The sequence below is a fragment of the Nocardia sp. CY15 genome (assembly GCF_009829295.1).
In the GTDB taxonomy this organism is placed as follows: domain Bacteria; phylum Actinomycetota; class Actinomycetes; order Mycobacteriales; family Mycobacteriaceae; genus Nocardia; species Nocardia sputi.
The window spans coordinates 405,018-425,151 of sequence record NZ_VUOT01000001.1 but is presented as its reverse complement, the minus strand read 5'-3'; the positions used below and the strand labels follow the sequence as shown (position 1 = coordinate 425,151).

Sequence of the window (20,134 nt, the reverse complement as noted above, 5' to 3'; positions counted from 1 at the left end):
GACGGCCTGGCCGGTCGCACACCGGAGGATTCAGCCGTGATGAAGGGCGCACTGCTGGTCGCGGGCACGACCTCGGATGCGGGTAAGAGCGTCGTCGTGGCCGGGATCTGCCGGATGCTGGCTCGGCGCGGCGTGCGCGTCGCGCCGTTCAAGGCGCAGAACATGTCCAACAACTCCGTGGTCACCCTCGACGGCGGGGAGATCGGGCGGGCGCAGGCGTTGCAAGCCCAGGCGTGCGGGTTGGAGCCGAGCGTGCGGTTCAATCCCGTCCTGCTCAAGCCGGGCAGCGACCGGCGGTCCCAACTGGTCGTGCGGGGGCGGGCGATCGGCACCGTCGGGGCTGAGGACTACTTCCGGCATCGCCAGGAGTTGCGCGGCGTAGTGGCCGCCGAACTCGCCGCGCTGCGCGCCGACTTCGACGTGGTCGTCTGTGAGGGCGCCGGATCGCCCGCCGAGATCAACCTGCGCGCGACCGACCTGGCGAACATGGGTCTCGCGCGGGCCGCGGGCCTGCCGGTGCTGCTCGTCGGGGACATCGACCGCGGAGGCGTGCTCGCCCACCTGTTCGGCACCGTCGCCATTCTGGAACCGGAAGACCAGCAATTGATCTCCGGTTTCATCGTCAACAAGTTCCGCGGCGCGGTGGAGCTGCTGCGGCCGGGGCTGGAGCGCCTCACCGAACTCACCGGCCGCCCCACTCTGGGTGTGCTCCCGTATGCCGAGGACCTCTGGATCGACGCGGAGGACTCGCTGGGCACCCTCGCCGACGCGCCGGTCGGCCGTCCCCGTCCGCCGGTGGGCGCGGAATGGCTGACCGTCGCCGCGATCCGGCTCCCGCGCATCTCCAACTCCACCGACGTCGAGGCGCTGGCCTGCGAGCCCGGCGTCGCGGTGCGCTGGGTGAGCGAGCCGTCCCGGCTGGCGGACGCCGATCTGGTGGTGCTGCCCGGCAGCAAGGCGACGGTGTCGGATCTGCGGTGGTTGCGGCGTACCGGCATCGCCGACGCTCTGCGGGCGCGCGCCACGGCGGGCGGACCGATCCTGGGCGTCTGCGGCGGATATCAGATGCTCGGTAGCCGCATTGTCGACCGCGTCGAGTCCGGCGCCGGCGTGGTCGACGGCCTCGGGTTGCTGGATCTGACCGTCGAATTCGCCGAGTCGAAGGTGTTGCGCCGCACCGAAGGGCACGCCGCGGGACTCGTGGTGCGCGGCTACGAAATCCATCACGGCCGTGTCACCCACCGCGGCGACCCGGCGTGGCTCACCGTCGACGGAGAGTCCGAGGGCAGTGTGCGTGGCACGGTGTGGGGCACGCACCTGCACGGACTGCTGGAGTCCGACGAGTTCCGCCGCGGCTGGCTCCGCGCGGTCGCCGCGTCGGCGGGCCGGTCGGGTTTCGTTGTGGCCGAGGATGTCTCGGTCGCGGGAGTGCGTGCCGCACAGCTGGATCTGCTGGCCGACCTGATGGAAGCCCACCTCGACCTCACCGCGCTCGAGCGCCTGATGGCCGAAGGTGCGCCCGCCGGTCTGCCCGTCCTGGCCACTGAGGCGGTCCTCGCGCGCGACCGTATCGGTTGACGCGAGCCACCCAGCGCCTTACCTTGCAGTAAGGAATTCGGCGCCAGGTAAGATCTGGGCTGATCGAGCACGGTCGGGTGTGAGGACGATGGCGGCGGAGAAGAGGCCGGGCAGCCGAGGGGGCAATGTGGTGTCGGCGACGGTGACCAGTAAGGGACAGATCACCATCCCGATCGACGTGCGCGTGGCGATGGGCTTGCGCACGGGCGTGCGGGTCGCGTTCGTGCCGACACCGGACGGCACCTACGAATTGGTGCCGGAAACCCGCACGATCAAGGCGCTCAAGGGCATCGTGGGCTGGTCCGGCTCGCCGATCGGCCTGGCCGAGATGAACGAGGCCATCGCGGGCAACGTCGTGGAAGGCAAGGCGCGATGATCGGCTTGGACGCGAATGTGCTGATTCGCTACCTCACCCAGGACGACCCGGAGCAATCCGCCCGGGCCAATCAGGTGATCGACGGGCTCAGCGAGAGCAAACCCGGTTACGTCACGATGATCGTGCTCGCCGAGATCCACTGGGTGCTGCGCCGCGGGTACAAGCAGGACCCGGAGGCCGTCACCGACGTCCTGCTCGGACTGCTCGACTCCAGCGAAATCGTGGTCGAGCGCGCCGACACCGTGCGTCAGGCGCTGCGCCGGGCCGCCGACGGCGCGGACTTCGCCGACGCGCTGATCCAGCAACTCGGCCAGGAGGCCGGATGCGACCTGACGGTCACCTTCGATCACAACGCGGGTGAGCGGGCCGGGATGCGCCTGCTCGCCTGAACCCGGCCCCCCGACCCACCGCCGCGGTGGCGTGATCCGTGTAGCGTGATTCGGCATGGAATCTCGGCAGATCACGGTCGGTGACCGGGCGTGGACCGTGCGGATCGACGGACCGGAATCCAGGCACAGCGTGCTGCTGCTGCCCGACGCGGGTGACTCGGCGGACGTCTTCGATCAGGTGTGCGCGCGCCTGCACACCTCGGATCTGCGCACCTACGCCGTGGAGTCGATCCACGATCTCGATGCGGCGGGTGTGACCGCGATCCTGAACGAACTGGGGTTGCCGTGGGTCAACCTGGCCGGGCGCGGCGCGGGCGCGGTACTGGCCTGGCAGGCGTGCGCGCGCGGATTCGGCCGCTTCCAGAGTCTGGTAGTGGCCGATCACGGCCACCCGGCAGCACCGGGCGCCGACGGCGCGGTGCGGGACGCGACCATCGGCCCGGTCGAAGTGCCGACCACGCTGTTGGTCACCAAGAATCTCCCGCGCTCGGTGGCCGACAGGTCCGGGCGATTCGTCTACGGCGAGTTCCGGGTGGTCGAGGTCGACGTGACCAACGTGGCCACCGAAGCCGACCACGAGCTGGCCACCGAGATCGTGCTACGCACCAGCCTCTGGTGAGCTCGCGCCCGCCGGGGCCTGGTAGCCCGCGAGCCAGTCGAGCCAGCTGTCGAGCTCGGCGAACGCCTGGGCCAGCGGTTCGGGGCCGGACAAGAACACGTCGTGCCTGGCGCCGTCGATCGGCACCATGTTGGTGCGGTCGCCCAGGCAGCCCGACCAGCGCTGGATCTGCTTGACGTCGAGCACGGCGTCGGCCACGTCCACGGCGGGACCGTACTGCCGGGCGAACTTCGTCATCCGAGAGCGCAGAATCAGCGAAGGCACCCCGATGTCGAGGCCCTGGTGCAGCTGGGCGTGGCCGTTGCGGATCGCGCGCAGCCAGCCGAGCCGAACCGGGAAGCCCTCCAACGGCTTCCAGTCCAAGTTGTAGTTCCACTCGCCGGACACCGAGTGGTGCAGGCTGTCGCCGTAGGTGCTGATCTTCGCGCCCGGCAACCGGACCATCTTCCGGAACCGCCCGACCGCTTTGATGATCGGCGTGCCGATCGTCCGGTAGTACGCGGGACCCTGCAGGTCGAACCACGGGCTGTTGAGCACGACGCCGGTGATGCCCGCGGCCGCCGTGCCCCGGGCACGGTTGAGCCGATCCAGCCACAGCGACACGACCAGACCGCCGGTGGAGTGAGCGTTGAGCACTACGGGCGCGCCGGTCTCGGCCCGGATGATCCGCAGCGACTCCGCGAGCTCGCGGTCGTAGAAAGCGAGATCCGTCACATAGTGCGGGGTGTGTCCCTCGCGCAGCGAGCGACCACACTTACGCAGGTCGAGCGCGTAGAACTGGAAGCCTCGCGCGGTGAAGTGCTCGGCGAGATGCTCTTGGAAGAAGTAATCGGTGAAGCCATGGACGTAGAGCACCGCCCCAGCGGTCTGCTCGACGGCGCCATTGGGCACGTAACGCACCAGCGTGGCGACCACCTCGCCTTCGCCGTCGGGATCGGGCCCCAGGGGCAGCGTGCGCTGCTGGTAGTGCGGGCCTAGGACGTCGGGGCGCCAGCCCCCGCCATCCGGAGAGGTGCTGACCGGCTCGGCAAGCGACTGTTCGTTCGTCACGCGACCAATCTATTGGACGCTGTCAACCGCTCACAGGCCACGACCGTCTCCCCGCCGCCGAAGTGACGACGATCTCTGTCGCATTCGGCACATTCCTCGGGCTCGCTACCGGGCCGCAGCGTGGTGAGGTGCACAATTGGGCTTAGGTGAACGGCGGGTAACCTAATTCCCGCCATGCCGTTCGGGGCCGGTGGACGCCGGAACCGAGCCACAACCACACCGTGCCCAGGCTGGTCCACCCGCCGGTGGACCCGCGCAGAAGGACAAGGAAGTCGATCTACCCGTGCCGAACGCTGCCATGACTGAAAAGACCGATGTAGTACTCATCGGTGCCGGAATCATGAGTGCCACTCTCGGCGCGCTGCTGCGGCAGCTGCAGCCGGACTGGTCGATCTCCCTGTTCGAGCGGCTCGACGCCGCCGCCGCGGAGAGCAGCGATCCGTGGAACAACGCGGGCACCGGGCACTCCGCCCTCTGCGAACTGAACTACAGCCCGCAGCAGCCCGACGGCTCGGTGGACATCACCAAGGCCGTCGACATCAACGAGCGCTTCCAGGTCTCCCGCCAGTTCTGGTCCTACGGCGTGGAGAACGGCATCCTCGCCGATCCATCCGCCTTCATCAACCCGATCCCGCACGTCAGCTTCGTGCACGGCGCCGACAACGTGGACTACCTGCGCAAGCGGTACGAAGCGCTGGCCCCGCACCCGCTGTTCGAGGGCATGGAGTACATCGACAGCCCCGACGAGTTCACCCGGCGCCTGCCGCTGATGGCGCGTGGGCGCGACTTCTCCGACCCGATCGCGCTGAACTGGACCGACGGCGGCACCGACATCGATTTCGGCGCGCTCACCCAGGAACTGCTGGCCTATCTCGGCGCCTCCGGCGTGGACTTGGCCTTCGGGCACGAGGTGCGCGACCTGTCCAAGCAGTCCGACGGATCCTGGCTGATCACCGTGCGCAACGTCCGCACCCGCCAAACCCGCAGGCTGATCAGCAAATTCGTGTTCGTCGGCGCGGGCGGCGGCGCGCTGCCGCTGCTGCAGAAGGCGAACATCAAGGAGGCCAAGGGATTCGGCGGGTTCCCGGTCAGCGGTCAGTTCTTCCGCTGCGTCAACCCGGCGCTGATCCACCAGCACGAGGCCAAGGTGTACGGCAAGGCCGCGGTCGGCGCTCCGCCGATGTCGGTGCCGCACCTGGACACGCGCGTGATCAAGGGCAAGCCCGGCCTGCTGTTCGGCCCGTACGCTGGCTGGACGCCGAAGTTCCTCAAGGACGGCAAGAACACCGACCTGTTCAAGTCGGTGCGGCCGAACAACATCTTCTCGCTGCTCGGCGTCGGCGTCACCGAGCTCGGTCTCACCAAGTACCTGATCAGCGAGCTGCTGAAGTCCGAGACCGGCAAGGTGACCACGCTGTCGGAGTTCATCCCGCGGGCCGCGGGCAAGGACTGGGAGCTGATCACCGCGGGCCAGCGCGTGCAGGTGATCCGCCGCAAGGGCGTGGGCGGCGTGCTCGAGTTCGGCACCGCCGTGATCGCCGCGCAGGACGGCACGATCGCCGGGCTGCTCGGCGCCTCCCCGGGCGCCTCCACCTGCGTCACCGCCATGCTGGACGTCTTGCAGCGCTGCTTCCCGCAGGAGTACGCCGAGTGGACGCCGAAGCTGAAGGAGATGGTGCCTTCGCTGGGCGTGAAGCTCTCCGACAACCCCGCTCTGTTCCACGAAGTGTGGGATTGGACCTCCAAAGCGCTCAACCTCGTCGACGGCGGTGACAACACGCCTCGGCACACAGGGGTCGCGGCGAACGCCTGAGTTGTGATAGCAAGGCGCGATGATGTCAACGGTTGCTCTGAAACGCTCCTGGGCGCAGGATCTCGATACCGCGACGCTCTACCAGCTGTTGAAACTTCGCGTCGAAGTCTTCGTCGTCGAACAGAAGTGCGCCTATCCCGAACTGGACGGCAAGGACCTGCTTCCCGAGACCAGGCACTTCTGGCTCGACGACGAGGGTGAGGTCATCGCCACGCTGCGGCTGTGTGAGGAGCACCGGGACGGGGTGAAGAGCTTCCGCATCGGCAGGCTCTGCACCGCGGCGCCCGCCCGTGGGCACGGATACACCACGCGACTGCTGCAGGCGGCGCTGGCCGAGGTCGGTTCGGCCACGGTCCGGCTGAGCGCCCAGAGCTACCTGATCGACCTGTACACCAAGCACGGCTTCAAGGTCGACGGGCCGGAATTCGAAGAGGACGGTATCCCCCATGTGCCCATGCGCAGGGGCGGGGAGTGATCGTCGTCCCACCGCCGTTCGCACCCGCTCCGGGCATCTCCGGGGCGGGTGCGGCGTTTTCGGCGGCCTGTCCGCATCGGTTCTGAATCGAAGGGCACTGGCGGACGGGTGAGGCGGCGCGCTTAGAGTTGGGGCGTGTCCGTGTCCCATGCCGAAACAGTGCCGACGTCCGACCAGCACAGCCGCACGCGTTCCGGAGCGGACGGTGAGGTGGGATTCCCCTTCTCGGCGGTGGTCGGGCAGGAACGGCTGCAACTGGCGTTGATCCTCTGCGCGGTGCATCCGGGGATCGGCGGCGTCCTCGTGCGCGGCGAGAAGGGCACCGCGAAGTCCACCGTGGTGCGCGCGCTGGCCCAGCTGCTGCCGCCGGTGGTGGACGAGACCGGGGCGCGGCCCGCCCGGCTGGTGGAGTTGCCGGTGGGCGCGACCGAGGATCGCGTGGTCGGCTCGCTGGACCTGGAACGGGTGCTGCGCGACGGGGAGCAGGCCTTCCGTCCCGGTCTGCTGGCCGCCGCCCATCACGGGGTGCTCTACGTGGACGAGGTCAACCTGCTGCACGACCATCTGGTGGACGTGCTGCTGGACGCCGCGGCGATGGGCCGGGTGCACATCGAACGCGACGGCGTCTCACACTCGCATCCGGCGCGTTTCGTGCTGGTCGGCACCATGAACCCGGAGGAAGGCGAACTGCGTCCGCAGCTGCTGGACCGGTTCGGGCTGACCGTCGACGTGGTCGCCTCGCGGGATGTGGACGTGCGCATGGCCGTGGTGCGCCGCAGGCTGGACTACGAGGCCGACCCGGCCGGTTTCGCGGCCCGGTACGCCGAGGCCGACCACGAGGTGGCCGAAAGAATCCTCGCCGCCCGCGACCGGGTGGGCGCAGTGACGCTCGACGACGTGGAACTGCGCCGGATCGCCGCGCTGTGCGCCGCGTTCGACGTCGACGGGATGCGCGCCGATCTGGTCGTCGCACGCGCCGCGACCGCGCATGCCGCCTGGCGCGGCGCCGACGCGGTGACCGAGGACGACGTACGGGTGGCCGCCGAACTGGCGTTGCCGCACCGGCGCAGGCGCGATCCGTTCGACGAGCCCGGCATCAGCGAGCAGCAGCTGGACGACGCCATGCGTGACGCCGCGGCGCAGGCGCAGCGCGCCGAGCAGACGGCCGAGCCGGACCGGACGCCCCAGGATGCCGGGGAGCCGGACGGCGCGACAGCCGACGACGCGGATTCGGGCGGCACTTCCGGCGACGACCCGGACGGTGGCCCCGAAGACCCGTCCCCGCCCGAGGGGCCGGGCGGAGGAGCGCGTGAAGGACGCAGCGGCGCACCGGTTTCCGCCGCCGCGCGAACACCACGGTGGGAGGTTCCCGGCGTCGGCGAAGGCGCTCCCGGGCGCCGCTCCCGCGCGGAATCGCGGCACGGGCGAGTGGTGCGCTCCAGAGCCGATACCTCTTCGGGCCTGCATCTGCTCGGCACTGTCTTCGCGGCCGCGCCGCATCAACGTTCCCGTGGCCGCGGCGACGGGCCGTTGCGGCTGGCCGCCGCCGATCTGCGTGGCGCGTATCGGGAAGGGCGAGAAGGCAACCTGGTCGTCTTCGTGGTCGACGCGTCTGGTTCCATGGCCGCCCGCGACCGGCTGTCGGCCGTCACCGGCGCGGTGGTCACCCTGCTGCGGGACGCCTACCAGCGCCGCGACAAGGTCGCCGTCGTCACCGTGCGCGGCGCGCAGGCCGAACTCGTGCTGCCGCCCACGTCGTCGGTCGACATCGCGGTGCGCCGGTTGTCCGGGATGCGCACGGGCGGGAAGACGCCGTTGGCCGCGGGCTTGGTGAAGGCACGCGAGGTCGTGCTGCGCGAGCGTGTGCGCGATCCGCGCCGCAGGCCGATGCTGGTGCTGCTCACCGACGGTCGCGCCACCGGCGGCGTCGATCCGGTTCCCCGCGCCCGAGCCGCCGCGGCATTGCTCGCCAGGGACGCGGTCACCTCGATCGTGGTCGACTGCGAACGCGGCATGATCCGCCTCGGCCTTGCTGCGGATCTGGCCCGTGACCTGCGGGGAAACTATCTGAAGCTGGCCGAGCTCACCGGCGATTCGGTCGCGGACCTCGTCCGGGCGAGTTCCGGGTCCCCGAGCGGTACCTCGGTGCGGGCGGCTTGAGCAACCGGGAGAGTCGCCGTCGAACGGCGCGCGCCGCTCGGCTTCTCGCCGGGGACTGCGCGATCCGCCCGGTCGGCGGCGCCGGCTCCGCGCGGATGTCTCGCGACGGCGTGCCCGGCAATGGCCCGACACCGGCGCCGGACGGGGAAACCCGTGCGCTCGCTGCTGGACGCGGAGTCGAGTGCGGATCGGATCGTGGTGATCCGAGGACAAGCTAAGGAGATTCGATGCCCAAGGGTGTTCCGGAGACCGTTCCCGACGACGGGCTGACCACGCGGCAGCGGCGCAATCAGCCGGTGCTCGCGGTGCACACCGGGCCGGGTAAAGGCAAGTCGACCGCGGCGTTCGGGATGGCGTTGCGGGCCTGGAACCAAGGCTTCGACGTCGCGGTGTTCCAGTTCGTGAAAAGCGCCAAGTGGAAGGTAGGGGAGGAGGCGGCCTTCCGTGCCCTCGGCACGCTGCACGAGCAGACCGGAGCGGGCGGGCCGGTCGAGTGGCACAAGATGGGCGAGGGCTGGTCCTGGACCCGCAAGCAGGGCGACGAGTCCGACCATGCAGCGGCCGCCCTGGCCGGTTGGCAGGAGATCGCCCGCCGCCTGCGGGCTCAGCAGCACCGCTTCTACGTCCTCGACGAATTCACCTATCCCCTGAAATGGGGCTGGGTGGACGTCGCCGAAGTCGTCGACACCCTCCGCGACCGCCCCGGCAACCAGCACGTCGTCATCACCGGCCGCGACGCCCCGCAACCACTGCTCGAAGCCGCCGACCTGGTAACGGAAATGACCAAACTCAAACACCCCATGGACGCGGGCCGCAAAGGCCAGCGAGGCATCGAATGGTAGACGTCCCACCCTCCCCGCCGAGTGGCACATCGCCGGGGCGAGTCGCCGGATGCCGCCACGGTGGAGTGCCACTCGCGCAGCGGGGGCGGGGATGAGGGCCGTGGTGGTGGCGGCGCCGGCGTCGGGGAGCGGGAAGACGACCGTTGCGACCGGGTTGGTGGGGGCGCTGCGGCGGGTGGGGCATCGGGTGGCGCCGTTCAAAGTGGGGCCGGATTACATCGATCCGGGGTATCACGGGTTGGCGGCGGGGCGGCCGGGGAGAAACCTGGATCCGGTGTTGGTGGGTGCGGATCGTGTCGCCCCGCTGTACCGGCACGGCGCGCGGGGATGCGATCTGGCGGTGGTCGAGGGCGTGATGGGGCTGTTCGACGGCCGGATCGATGAGCGGTACTCCGGCCCGGCGGCCGAGGGATCGACGGCGCAGGTCGCGGGCCTGCTCGGCGCCCCGGTGGTGCTGGTGGTGGACGCGCGCGGCCACAGCCAGAGCCTGGCGGCGCTGTTGCACGGATTCGCCACCTTCGACAGCGGCGTCCGGCTGGGTGGGGTGATCTTGAACCGGGTCGGCAGCGAGCGGCACGACCAGGTGCTGCGCGCGGCCTGCGATCGGGTCGGGCTGCCGGTGCTCGGGTCGCTGCCGCGCCTGGCCGAACTGGAGGTCCCCTCCCGGCATCTGGGCCTGATTCCGGCCGTGGAACACGGTTCGGCCGCGACGGCGGCGGTGGCGGCGATGACCGACCTGGTCGCCGCGCACGTGGACCTGTCCGCCATCGCGGCACTCGCTCGCTCGTCGGTCACCGGGCCCGCGTGGGATCCCGCCACCGCCGTGCGTGGTCCGGAAGGTAGCCACGATGCATCCACCGGGCCGCTCCTCGCTGATTCGGATACGCGCGTCGCGACGCTCCTCGGCGGTGACTCGTGCGGTACCGCCGGGACGCTGCCTGGCGGTGCGTCACGGCCCGCCGACGAAAGCGTTCGCGATCCGCTCGCCGGGCGGGACGGCCCCCTGATCGCCATGGCCGGTGGCCCGGCCTTCACGTTCGGTTATGCCGAACATCGTGAGCTGCTGGTGGCGGCGGGAGCGCACGTGGCGGTGTTCGATCCGCTGCACGACGAATTGCCCACCGGCGCCGCCGGACTGGTGCTTCCGGGCGGTTTTCCCGAGGAGCACGCCGCGGAGCTGGCCGCGAACTCCGGTCTGCTGCGGGGGGTGGCCGACGCCGTCCGGCACGGCATGCCGGTGCACGCCGAGTGCGCCGGACTGTTGTATCTGACCCGGTCGCTGGACGGGCACCCGATGGCCGGGGTGGTGGACGCCGACGCCGCGTTCGGGCCGCGCCTGACACTCGGTTACCGGGACGCCGTCGCGTTGGCCGACTCGCCGTTGTGGCGGGCAGGGGAACGCGTTCGTGGACATGAATTCCACCGCACGCGACTGGTCTCCGAGCCGCCACGGGATCCGGCGTGGGGCTGGCGCGGTGCGACGGGAGAGCCTGCGCGGGAAGGGGCGCTGGTCCGGAATGTGCACGCGTCATATCTGCATACGCACCCGGCCGGATATCCCGAAGCGGTAGCTCGATTCGTCACCGCCGCCGCGGAATTCGCGAGTTCTCGTGCTCTCGGCTGAGTTCGTCGTCGGCATCGGGTTGCGGCCGCGCACACCGGCCGACACGATCCGTGCCGCATTGCGCGAGGCGGCGGGCGATCACCGGATCGCGTGTCTGGCCACGCTCGCTCAGCGCGGCGCCGAGCCCGGCTTGCGCGCGGTCGCCGCCGAGCTGGGGGTACCGCTGCGGTCTTATTCCGCCGCTGAACTGTCCGCGGTCGTCGTGCCCAATCCAGGAAGCCGGACGCGCTCGGCCGTGGGGACGGCGAGTGTCGCCGAAGCCGCTGCCCTGCTGGCTTCTGACGGTGGGCCGCTGGTCCTGCCCAAACGCGTTGTGCGGGGCGTGGTGCTGGCGGCGGCGCTGCACCACGGATAGATCTTACGATCGACCGGGAACAACCACCGAAGTCACAGCGCGGCGGACGCCGGTGGTTCAGGGTGCGACCGAGCCCCAGTCGGCGAAGCCGGTGGGGTCGTGGCGGCCGATGCTGGCGTGTTCGAACAGGCCCCAGCCCTCCGCGTCGCCGCAGCGGGCGTGGGCGACGTGGTCGATCACGCCGAAGGGGGTGCGGGCGGCCACCGCCGGGTCGGTGAGGTCGTAGCGGCTGGAGGAGGACCAGTCCCGGCCTTTCCACTGGCCGTGCTGCCAGTCGGGATCGCCGCCGTAGCCGCAGCCCACGTGCAGCGGGACGCCGGTGCCGGTGGTGATCTCGATCTCGATGGGCTTGCCGTCGGGCGTGGTCAGCTCCAATCGCGCACCGACGGGAAGTCTTGTGCCCGGACGATAGTCGATCGAGATGCGGGGCCAGCCGAGCTGCTCGGTGCGTCCGTCGGGCCAGACCCGGGTCGCGTCGTTGAGTGTGCGCGTGCCGTCCGGCTCCTCCTGCACGATGACCACGACGGCGAAGTTTTCGAACCGCAGCGGCGCGTACAGCCACCAGAAACCGCCCGCGGGTTCGGCGGCCGCGCGTCCGGGCGGCTCGGTCTCGCCGACCGGGCGGATGCCCCACGAACGGTCTCTCGTTCCGGTCCACACCGCCCGGTCGACCGGTATGTCGTCGCTGTCCACGTGCAGTGTGCCCGCCCAGGAGCCGACCTGCGCGAACCGGGACGCGTCGATGATCGGGCGGTTGCCGGAGAGGATCAGATGCGGTTGTTCCTGAACCGCGGGAAAGGCGCCGGTCCAGGTGAGATCGAAGCCGAGATCGTCGTGGTCGCAGACCACGCGGATGCGCCGCAGCGGCTCGAGCACCTCGACGCGGTAGCCGCCGACGCGCTGGTCGAGGCTCCGGTCGCCGAGCGCGTCGGAGAACCGCACCGCCCGCAGCGCGTCACCGCGGCGGACGGCGGCGTAGGCGTCGGTCACGCCGAGGTTGGGATACACGCCGAAACCGGTGATCAGCAGGGTGCCGCCGGCACGGTCGTGGGCGTTGAAGTAGCTGCGGTCGTAGAAATTCCGATCGCTGGAGGCCACCCGCGCCAGCGAGAGCGGGGTCTGGTGGATGGGGTACTCGTCCAAAGGCACAGGCATGGTCAGTCCCATTCGTAGGTTCCGTCGAGCAGCGCTTCCAGAGCGGCCCGGTGCATGACGTAGTCGTCGCGGTCGGGAGTGTCGCTGTCCTCGCCGAAGTGGATCATCCTGCGCTTCACCCGCGCCATCACGATCGCGTGCCGCAACGCGGCGTAGACGAGGTAGAAATCGAGATCACGCACCGTGTGCCCGGTCAACCCCTCGTATCTCGACACCACGTCGTCGCGGCGGAGGAAGTCGGGGAGCCCGGGCTGTCCGAAGCGGGTGGCCAGATCCTGGAAGAACCGGTGGATGAAGATCACCCAGCCCAGGTCCAGTTCGCGCGGCGCCAGCGCGGCCATCTCCCAGTCCAGCACCGCCACGGGCTCGAATTCGCGGTAGATGATGTTGCCCGGCCGGGCGTCGCCCCAGCTGAGCACGTCCGGGCCGGGGTCCGCGGGCCAGTGCTCGTCGAGCCAGGCGAAACTCCGCTCGATCAGCGGGATCGCGAATCCGTCGTCCGCGAGCCCCCACCGGTACCACGAGCGCTGCGCGGCGACATGCCTGCGCAGCGCGTCGCCCGGCCCGCTCAGCGCGGGGAACAGCGCCGCGGGATCGGGGATGGCGTGGATCTTGGCGATCACCTCGACCGTGTTGTGGGTGAGCCGGAGACGTTCGGCGGGAGTGGCGTCGAACAGCCAGCCGACGAAGACGTACGGCGGGTTGTCCGAGGGCACGCGTCCGTCGACCCGGCGCATCACGAAGAACGGAGCGCCGAGCGGTTCGTCGTCGTTCTCCAGCCAGCAGAGGCCGGGCACCGGCACGTCGGTCGCCGCGGCCACGCCCGCCATCACCTGGTACTGCGTGGGCAGGTCGTAGGTCTGGAACACCGGAAACGATCCCGCGTCGGGCGCCATACGCGCGACGAACGACCCGCGCTCCGGCCGCCCTGCGGCGCTCCATTCGGCGTCGAACAGGATGGTCGTGCTGGACATGCCGCCGGACTGCGGACGTGACAACCCGGAGATGCGTGGCAGGTCGTCCGCGGAGACCTTCGTGTCCAGCCAGCGCGCCAAGTCGCCGGCCAGCGTGTCCAGGTCGCGTTCGCTGACGGTCAGTTGCTGTCGCTGCGCCGGGTCCGGATCGTCGGTCATGGTGTCCTCCTGACACGTGCGGCCCGGGTGCACCGTCCCGCGATGCGCCGGGATACGCGACTGTAACGCGTTCTAGTTGTCGGCGGGGCGGAACCGGTGACGAATTCCGGTGCGGCATGGGCGCCGGGCGGTGGGGCAGGCACGTAGACCGAAAGACGTACCCGGAAATCCGGGGTTTTCCCTGAGGTCATCCCATGATCGGGTCGGATACGTTCGGCTCGCGGAAAGTGTTGTCGGCGAGGGGAGCGGTGTGAGTACGGTCGGAACGGATGTCGTCGAGGGCGGCAGTGGCGAGGCTCCGGCCGGCGACCAGCGGCGGCCCTGGAGCCTGCCGGCCCGGATCGCGTTCCGCTTCGTCTTCGCCTACTTCGGGCTGTTCTGTGTGGTGTTCGCGCAGATCTTGTTCGTGTTCACCGGAATCGTGAGCAAGTGGCTGCCGGATACCGCGATCATGTGGCAGATGCGCGCGACGGGCCCGCTGGTCGGTTGGGTCGGCGAGCACGTCTTCGGTGTCGAAGCCGTCCTGCGCGAGGACTCGGGCAGCGGCGACCAAGCCGGTATCTGGGTGCTGATCTTCTGCGAACTCGTCGCGGCGGTGGTGATCACTCTCGTCTGGTCGATCCTCGATCGACGCCGCCGGGACTACACGACGCTGCGCAACTGGTTCGTCCTGTTCGTCCGGCTGTGTCTGGGCGGCCAGATGCTCTTCTACGGTATGGCCAAAGCGGTTCCGTCGCAGATGCCCGCGCCGTCGCTGACCGCGCTGCTGCAACCGTACGGGACGATGAGCCCGGCCTCGGTGCTCTGGAACCAGGTCGGCGCCGCGCCCGCGTACGAAATCCTGCTCGGCACAGCCGAAGTGCTCGGCGGCCTGCTGCTGTTCGTGCCACGCACCGCGACGGTCGGCGCGCTGCTCAGCCTGGTGAGCATGGCGCAGGTCTTCGTGCTGAACATGACCTACGACGTGCCGGTGAAGATCCTGTCGTTCCACTTGCTGCTGCTGTCGGTGCTCGTGCTGGCGCCACAAGCCGGGCGACTGGCCGACGTGCTCGTGCTGTCCCGCCCGGCCGAGCCGGCCACGCAACCGGCGTTGTTCGCTTCCCGCCGCGCGAATCGGATCGCGGCGGTGATGCAAGTGGCCGTCGGACTGTGGGTGCTGCTGGGCACCGTGTTCATCACCTGGGAGGCATGGCGCGAAGCGGGAGACGGCGCGCCGAAGCCCGCGCTGTACGGCATCTGGACCGTCGGCGAGTTCACCAGGGACGGGCATCCGGCGCCACCGCTGCTCACCGACGACAGCCGTTGGCGCCGGGTGATCTTCGACCGCCCGGGCACGACGGTGCAGAAGATGGACGACTCGTTCGTGCCCGTCGTCGCCGAGATCGACGAGGCCGCGCACACTCTCTGCTGTCGGCGCCGCCACAGTCGCCGGACTCGCCGCCGTCCCGCTTGGCCGCCTTCACCTTCGCCCGGCCCACGACGGACACGCTGGAGCTGACCGGAGAACTGAACGGAACGCCGGTGACGCTGTCGCTCGACCGGATGGACCTGAATTCCTTCCCGCTGCGCAGCCGCGGCTTCCACTTCGTCCAGGAATACCCGTACTTCCGCTGATCTCGGAGGTCCGCGGCCGTGAGTCCGGTACGGCGATCCCGCCGAAACCCCGTGCGCGCGCCGCACTTTTCGATACCTTCGGTCTGCATCAATTCGGACTGGAGGGACCGCCGTGACCGAAGCGATCCTCGAGCGGACCGACACCGGCACCGACGCGGAGGAGTCCGGTGCCCGGCCCTGGCTCGGCGCGACCCGAGTGGCGTTCCGCTTCGGTGTCCTGTACTTCGGGCTGTTCTGCCTGGTGTATCCATCGATCGTGCCCGAGTTCCTCGGACTGGCGCGCGAATGGCTGCCGGAGTGGGTGAACTACGGCGTCGCCCGTGCTCTGCGCCCGGTGGTCGAGTGGACCGGGGCCCAGGTGTTCGGCGCGTCCGTCACGGCGAACACGGCGTCCATCAGCGGCGACCAGGCCTACTTCTGGGTGCTGATATTCGTCGTCCTGGTGGTCGCGGTGCTCGCAACGGCGATCTGGAGCGTGCTGGACCGCGACCGCCCGCACTACCGGGCCGCGCAACCGTGGTTCCTGCTGTTCGTGCGCTTGTGCCTGGCCGGGCAGATGGTGGCCTACGGCATGGCGAAGGTCATCCCGACCCAGATGCCGCCCACACCATTGAGCCGGCTGCTCGAGCCATACGGGAATTTCAGTCCGATGGCGGTGCTCTGGAACCAGATCGGTGTGTCGCCGCAGTACGAGATCCTGCTCGGCTGCGCGGAATTGCTCGGCGGCGTTCTGCTGTTCGTGCCGCGCACCGCCTTGCTGGGAGCGATGCTGAGCCTGGTGTGCACGACACAGGTGTTCGTGCTCGACATGACCTACGACGTGCCCGCGAAGATCTTGGCGTTCCACCTGATGCTTTTGTGCCTGGTGCTGCTGGCGCCGGAGGCCGGGCGCCTGGCGAACGTGCTGGTGCTGAACCGGCCCGCCGGACCGTCGGTCATCCCGCCGCTGCTGGGCACGCGACGAGCCAACCGGATCGCGGTCGCCGCGCAGATCGCGCTCGGGGTGTGGCTGCTGTTCTCGAACGCGTACAGCGGCTGGGAGAAGTGGACCGAACAGGGTGCTGGACGGCCGGAACCTCCGTTGTACGGCATCTGGGCGGTCACCGAATTCAGTGTGGACGGCAAGCCGCTTCCGCCGCTGACCACCGACGCACTGCGCTGGCAGCGCCTGGTGTTCGACCGGGACGTCGCCACGGTGCAGCGCATGGACGGCCAACTGATCCCGGTGCTCGCCATGGTCGATCCCGAGGCGCGCACCCTGGTCATGGTCGCACCGCCGACAGCCGTGGGCGCACCACCGGAACCCCTGGGCAGTTTCGGTTTCGATCGGCCGCAACCCGAGCGGCTGACCTTGACGGGCACGCTCGCCGGGCAGCCGGTCTCGGTCGCGCTGAGCTCGGTCGCGCTCGACGACTTCCCCTTGCGCAGCCGCGGATTCCATTGGGTGCAGGAATACCCGTACTTCCGCTGACTCGCCTGGCTCGCCCGACGGCCCCCGTCACGCCTCGAGATCGTCGGCCACGCCGATGTCCTCGTACCACAGCGCGGGATGCTCGGCGATGAATCGGGTCATCAGATCGATGCAGCGCCGGTCTTCCAGAACGGTGACGGCGACGCCGTGCCCGGCCAGCCACTCGTGCCCGCCCGAGAAGGTCCGCGACTCCCCGACCACCACCGACCCGATGCCGAACTGGCGGATCAGACCGCTGCAATACCAGCACGGCGAGAGCGTGGTGACCATGACGGTGGCGCGGTAGTCACGCCGCCGTCCCGCCGCGCGGAAGGCGTCGGTCTCGGCGTGCAGGCTGGGATCGCCGGACTGCACCCGGCGGTTGCGGCCGCGCCCGAGCAGCGTTCCGCCCGCGTCGAACAGGGCGGCGCCCACCGGGATCCCGCCTTCGGCGAGTCCGCGCAGTGCCTCCTCGTAGGCGACGTCGAGCAGTCGTGCCGGTGTCACCTGTGTCATCGGTTCGCCTTTCCGATCGAGACGGCTCCACCGCAACCTACCGCCGACGGCTGCCGAATCGTTGGTTACCGCTGGTCACAGCGGTGTTCCGGGGCAGTGAGCACCGCCCGGCCAGCGGCACCCCAGCGGGCACGAGCGTGCCCGTCCGCCCGTCTCGGATCCGCCGCCCACTGCCGGCCGCCCTCGTTCCGGATCGTGCGTCGATGGTGTTCCGACGGTCCGTTCCGGTGGCCGTTCGGCCGAGGGCGTCCGACGCCGCGACGCTGATCCTCGACGTCTCGCCCGCTCGCGCGTGGAGCTCGTCGACCAGGGAAGCTGTCCACTGATCGCTCGCAGTTCGCCGAAGGGGCGCCCATCGCCGGTCGCACCAGGACCGCCGTGATCGTGGCTTGCGCTCCAGGGAACCCGCGAAGGCGGGGTGCCGGTCGATTGCCGGTGCCGAACCACCACGCCGTAGGCTCGAAACTTGTGCCGAACACGTCAGACGCAACGCAAGACCAGCCAACCGGCGACCCGAACTACCTGGTCGGGCTCGATCTGCACGGACGGCGCGTCGTCGTGGTCGGTGGCGGCACAGTGGCGCAGCGCCGACTGGGGTTGCTGATCGCCTCCGGCGCGGACGTCCACGTGGTGAGCCGTGCGGTCACGCCCGCTGTCGAGGGGATGGCGACCTCCGGGCAGATCACCGTCACCCTGCGCGAGTACGCCGACGGCGATCTCGACGGCGCCTGGTACGCGATCGCCTGCACCGACGAGCCCGAGACCAACGCGGCCGTGGTGGCCGAGGCTACCCGGCGGCGGATCTTCTGCGTGCGCGCCGACAACGCGCGGCTGGGCACCGCGGTCACCCCGGCCACCGCGCGCTACGACGGACTGACCCTCGGTGTGCTGGCCAGCGGGGAGCACCGGCGCTCGGCGGCCGTGCGCAACGCCTTGCTGGAGGCCCTGCAATCGGGTGTGGTGAGCGATGACTCGACACCGATCGCGCCCGGCGTCGCCCTGGTGGGCGGCGGCCCCGGCGATCCCGATCTGATCACCGTGCGCGGGCGGCGGCTGCTGGCCAGGGCAGACCTGGTGGTCGCCGACCGGCTCGCGCCGCCGGAACTGCTCGCCGAACTCGGGCCCGAGGTCGAGGTGGTCGACGCCGCGAAGATCCCGTACGGACGGGCGATGGCGCAGGAGGCGATCAACAACGCGCTGGTCGAAGGCGCGAAGGCGGGCAAATTCGTGGTGCGGCTCAAGGGCGGCGACCCGTATGTGTTCGGGCGCGGCTACGAGGAAGTGGAGGCCTGCGTCGCCGCCGGGGTGCCGGTCACGGTGGTGCCGGGCGTCACCAGTCCCATTTCGGTACCCGCCGCGGCGGGCATCCCGGTGACGCATCGGGGCGTCACCCACGAGTTCGTCGTGGTGAGCGGGCACGTCGCGCCCGACCATCCGGATTCGCTGGTGGACTGGCCCGCGCTCGGTCGTCTGCGCGGCACCCTGGTGCTGATGATGGCGGTCGAACGGATCGAACAGTTCGCCACGGCACTACTGGACGGCGGACGCCCCGCGGGCACACCCGCCACGGTCATCCAGGAAGGAACGCTGCGCACCCAGCGCGTGCTGCGCGCCGATCTCGGCACGGTGGCCGCCCGGGTACGTGAGGTAGGCATCCGTCCGCCCGCGATCGTGGTCATCGGCCCGACCGCCGGATTCTCCGCCGACACCCTCGCCCCGCAAGTCGATTCCGCGGCGGGATAAGGCTCACCCCCGTTCACGGAGTGAGCCCGATCTCCCGACGCTCTCATGCCTGGGCGCGACCGGTGGCCGCGAGCGCCCCGCCCAGGCCGGTCAGCGCGATCCCGGCAGTGGTATCGAGCGCCATACGTGGCCCGCGGCGACGCAACACTCGACGGAAACGAGCGGCGGTCAGGACGAACAGCAGCCACCAGAGGCACCCGATCGCGATGTCGACAGCGCCCAGCAGCAGGATCTGGGGTGCCGCCGCGGACGCGGGGGACACGAACTGCGGCAAGACCGCGACGAAGAACAGCGCGGCTTTCGCATTCAACACGTTGGCGGTGAATGCCTGCGCCCATATCCGCGCCGGCGCGGAATCCGCCGACGGCGATGAGGTCGTCGAAGAACTGTCGCCGAGGTCGTGGCAGCGCCACCCGTGATAGGCGTCGCGCAACGCCTGAAAACCCAGGAAGACCAGGTATGCGGCGCCGGCGAGTTTGACGATGGTGAACACCTCGGCGCTGGTCGACAAGATCGCTGACACACCGAGCGCGGCAGCGGTCATGTGCACGATCAACCCGGTCTGCACACCGACCGCCGCGCTGATGCCCGCGGTGGGTGACCGGGTGGCATGACGCAGCACCACAAACCAGTCCGGGCCTGGAATCACATAAGCCAGTAGCGCTGCGACCACGAAGCCCCACAGCAAGTGAGTAGCCACGTGCACCCTCCATTCTGTGTCCGGTCTCGCTTCGCCGAGTCTCGTAACCCGTTGACGGAAGCGAGCATTGGGCGAACCTGTTTCCGATAGGGTTCGATTGTGGCGAAAAAACGAATCAACGCACCCATTCTGCTGGCAGCGTCCGCCGCGCTTGTGGCGTTCGGCCCGGTCCTCGCGCCGGCGAGCGCGCAAACACAGCTGCAGGCTCCCGAGGTCGGCTTCGCTGGCACCGCGCCGGGAGTCGTGACCGCGACCGTGCACAACCCCAACGGCACCGGCCGGTGCTGGGCCGAAGCCGGTGTCGGCCCCGAGAACAATCACCGCTTCTTCGGCAACGGCGGCCCGGAGTCGATGGCAGGTCCCGGCCAGACCGTGACCGCGACCCTGGAAGGCCTCGAATCGGGCACGACCATCACCGCCCGGGGCGGCTGTTTCGATGACACCCCCACCGGCGGGATGCCGTTCAGCGAGCTGGTGACGGTCACCGTCCCCTGATATGCACGCCGAGGCGACCGACACTGTCGCGGCACGGTTCGCCGGGC

At 69.9% G+C, this 20,134-nt stretch carries 19 protein-coding genes; 14 read left to right on the top strand and 5 right to left on the bottom strand.

Features of this window, described 5'->3' with window-relative positions; all coding sequences use genetic code 11:
• Positions 1–39: 39 nt before the first annotated feature.
• From GVY39_RS02085 to GVY39_RS02070, 4 genes are all read left to right on the top strand, one after another.
• Positions 40–1,578, top strand: a complete 1,539-nt coding sequence (locus GVY39_RS02085) for a cobyric acid synthase (RefSeq protein ID WP_159920300.1) — start codon at positions 40–42, stop codon at positions 1,576–1,578.
• A gap of 88 nt (positions 1,579–1,666) precedes the next feature.
• A complete protein-coding gene (locus GVY39_RS02080) occupies positions 1,667–1,954 on the top strand; it encodes an AbrB/MazE/SpoVT family DNA-binding domain-containing protein (RefSeq protein ID WP_223512809.1) in 288 nt (95 codons plus the stop codon).
• Entirely contained in the window at positions 1,951–2,343 is a 393-nt protein-coding gene (locus tag GVY39_RS02075; RefSeq protein ID WP_159919810.1) for a PIN domain-containing protein, read from the top strand. Before GVY39_RS02080 ends, GVY39_RS02075 begins: the two co-directional genes overlap by 4 nt.
• A gap of 55 nt (positions 2,344–2,398) precedes the next feature.
• Positions 2,399–2,962 (top strand): alpha/beta hydrolase, encoded by a 564-nt coding sequence (locus tag GVY39_RS02070; RefSeq protein ID WP_159919808.1) that lies wholly within the window; start codon positions 2,399–2,401, stop codon positions 2,960–2,962.
• Here the strand turns inward: GVY39_RS02070 and GVY39_RS02065 are convergent.
• The gene (locus GVY39_RS02065) at positions 2,942–4,012 is read right to left on the bottom strand and encodes an alpha/beta hydrolase (RefSeq protein WP_159919806.1); all 1,071 of its coding nucleotides are present in this window, start codon (positions 4,010–4,012) and stop codon (positions 2,942–2,944) included. The two genes, GVY39_RS02070 and GVY39_RS02065, sit on opposite strands and share 21 nt — an antisense overlap.
• Before the next feature lie 298 nt (positions 4,013–4,310).
• On the opposite strand from GVY39_RS02065, the gene mqo reads away from it, so the two are divergent.
• From mqo to GVY39_RS02035, 6 genes are all read left to right on the top strand, one after another.
• On the top strand, positions 4,311–5,825 hold the full coding sequence (mqo, locus tag GVY39_RS02060; RefSeq protein ID WP_159919804.1) for a malate dehydrogenase (quinone): 1,515 nt from the start codon (positions 4,311–4,313) through the stop codon (positions 5,823–5,825).
• A gap of 19 nt (positions 5,826–5,844) precedes the next feature.
• A complete protein-coding gene (locus GVY39_RS02055) occupies positions 5,845–6,300 on the top strand; it encodes a GNAT family N-acetyltransferase (RefSeq protein WP_039799420.1) in 456 nt (151 codons plus the stop codon).
• A gap of 159 nt (positions 6,301–6,459) precedes the next feature.
• A complete protein-coding gene (locus tag GVY39_RS02050) occupies positions 6,460–8,460 on the top strand; it encodes a VWA domain-containing protein (protein ID WP_236565274.1) in 2,001 nt (666 codons plus the stop codon).
• A gap of 227 nt (positions 8,461–8,687) precedes the next feature.
• A complete protein-coding gene (gene cobO / locus GVY39_RS02045) occupies positions 8,688–9,302 on the top strand; it encodes a cob(I)yrinic acid a,c-diamide adenosyltransferase (protein WP_159919800.1) in 615 nt (204 codons plus the stop codon).
• Between the two features lie 91 nt (positions 9,303–9,393).
• The gene (locus GVY39_RS02040; RefSeq protein ID WP_159919798.1) at positions 9,394–10,926 is read left to right on the top strand and encodes a cobyrinate a,c-diamide synthase; all 1,533 of its coding nucleotides are present in this window, start codon (positions 9,394–9,396) and stop codon (positions 10,924–10,926) included.
• Positions 10,913–11,281, top strand: coding sequence for a cobalamin biosynthesis protein (locus tag GVY39_RS02035; protein ID WP_195070477.1), 369 nt, complete (start codon positions 10,913–10,915; stop codon positions 11,279–11,281). Before GVY39_RS02040 ends, GVY39_RS02035 begins: the two co-directional genes overlap by 14 nt.
• A gap of 57 nt (positions 11,282–11,338) precedes the next feature.
• On the opposite strand, the gene GVY39_RS02030 is transcribed toward GVY39_RS02035, so the two are convergent.
• Entirely contained in the window at positions 11,339–12,436 is a 1,098-nt protein-coding gene (locus tag GVY39_RS02030) for a hypothetical protein (RefSeq protein WP_159919796.1), read from the bottom strand.
• 2 nt (positions 12,437–12,438) lie between these two features.
• The gene (locus tag GVY39_RS02025) at positions 12,439–13,569 is read right to left on the bottom strand and encodes a phosphotransferase family protein (RefSeq protein ID WP_159919794.1); all 1,131 of its coding nucleotides are present in this window, start codon (positions 13,567–13,569) and stop codon (positions 12,439–12,441) included.
• Positions 13,570–13,819: 250 nt separating this feature from the next.
• On the opposite strand from GVY39_RS02025, the gene GVY39_RS02020 reads away from it, so the two are divergent.
• Positions 13,820–15,067 (top strand): DoxX family protein, encoded by a 1,248-nt coding sequence (locus GVY39_RS02020; RefSeq protein WP_370523753.1) that lies wholly within the window; start codon positions 13,820–13,822, stop codon positions 15,065–15,067.
• 228 nt (positions 15,068–15,295) lie between these two features.
• On the top strand, positions 15,296–16,654 hold the full coding sequence (locus GVY39_RS02015; RefSeq protein ID WP_236565244.1) for a DoxX family protein: 1,359 nt from the start codon (positions 15,296–15,298) through the stop codon (positions 16,652–16,654).
• A gap of 27 nt (positions 16,655–16,681) precedes the next feature.
• Here the strand turns inward: GVY39_RS02015 and GVY39_RS02010 are convergent, their stop codons facing one another.
• Complete coding sequence (locus GVY39_RS02010; protein WP_159920292.1) at positions 16,682–17,125, bottom strand: nucleoside deaminase; 444 nt, start codon at positions 17,123–17,125, stop codon at positions 16,682–16,684.
• Between the two features lie 492 nt (positions 17,126–17,617).
• Between GVY39_RS02010 and cobA the strand changes: the two genes are divergently transcribed.
• Entirely contained in the window at positions 17,618–18,892 is a 1,275-nt protein-coding gene (gene cobA / locus GVY39_RS02005) for a uroporphyrinogen-III C-methyltransferase (protein WP_159919792.1), read from the top strand.
• 43 nt (positions 18,893–18,935) lie between these two features.
• On the opposite strand, the gene GVY39_RS02000 is transcribed toward cobA, so the two are convergent.
• Complete coding sequence (locus GVY39_RS02000; protein ID WP_159919790.1) at positions 18,936–19,592, bottom strand: LysE family translocator; 657 nt, start codon at positions 19,590–19,592, stop codon at positions 18,936–18,938.
• A 99-nt stretch (positions 19,593–19,691) separates the two neighbouring features.
• Here GVY39_RS02000 and GVY39_RS01995 point away from each other — a divergent pair, with 99 nt between their 5' ends.
• Positions 19,692–20,087, top strand: a complete 396-nt coding sequence (locus GVY39_RS01995; RefSeq protein WP_159919787.1) for a hypothetical protein — start codon at positions 19,692–19,694, stop codon at positions 20,085–20,087.
• Positions 20,088–20,134: the final 47 nt, after the last annotated feature.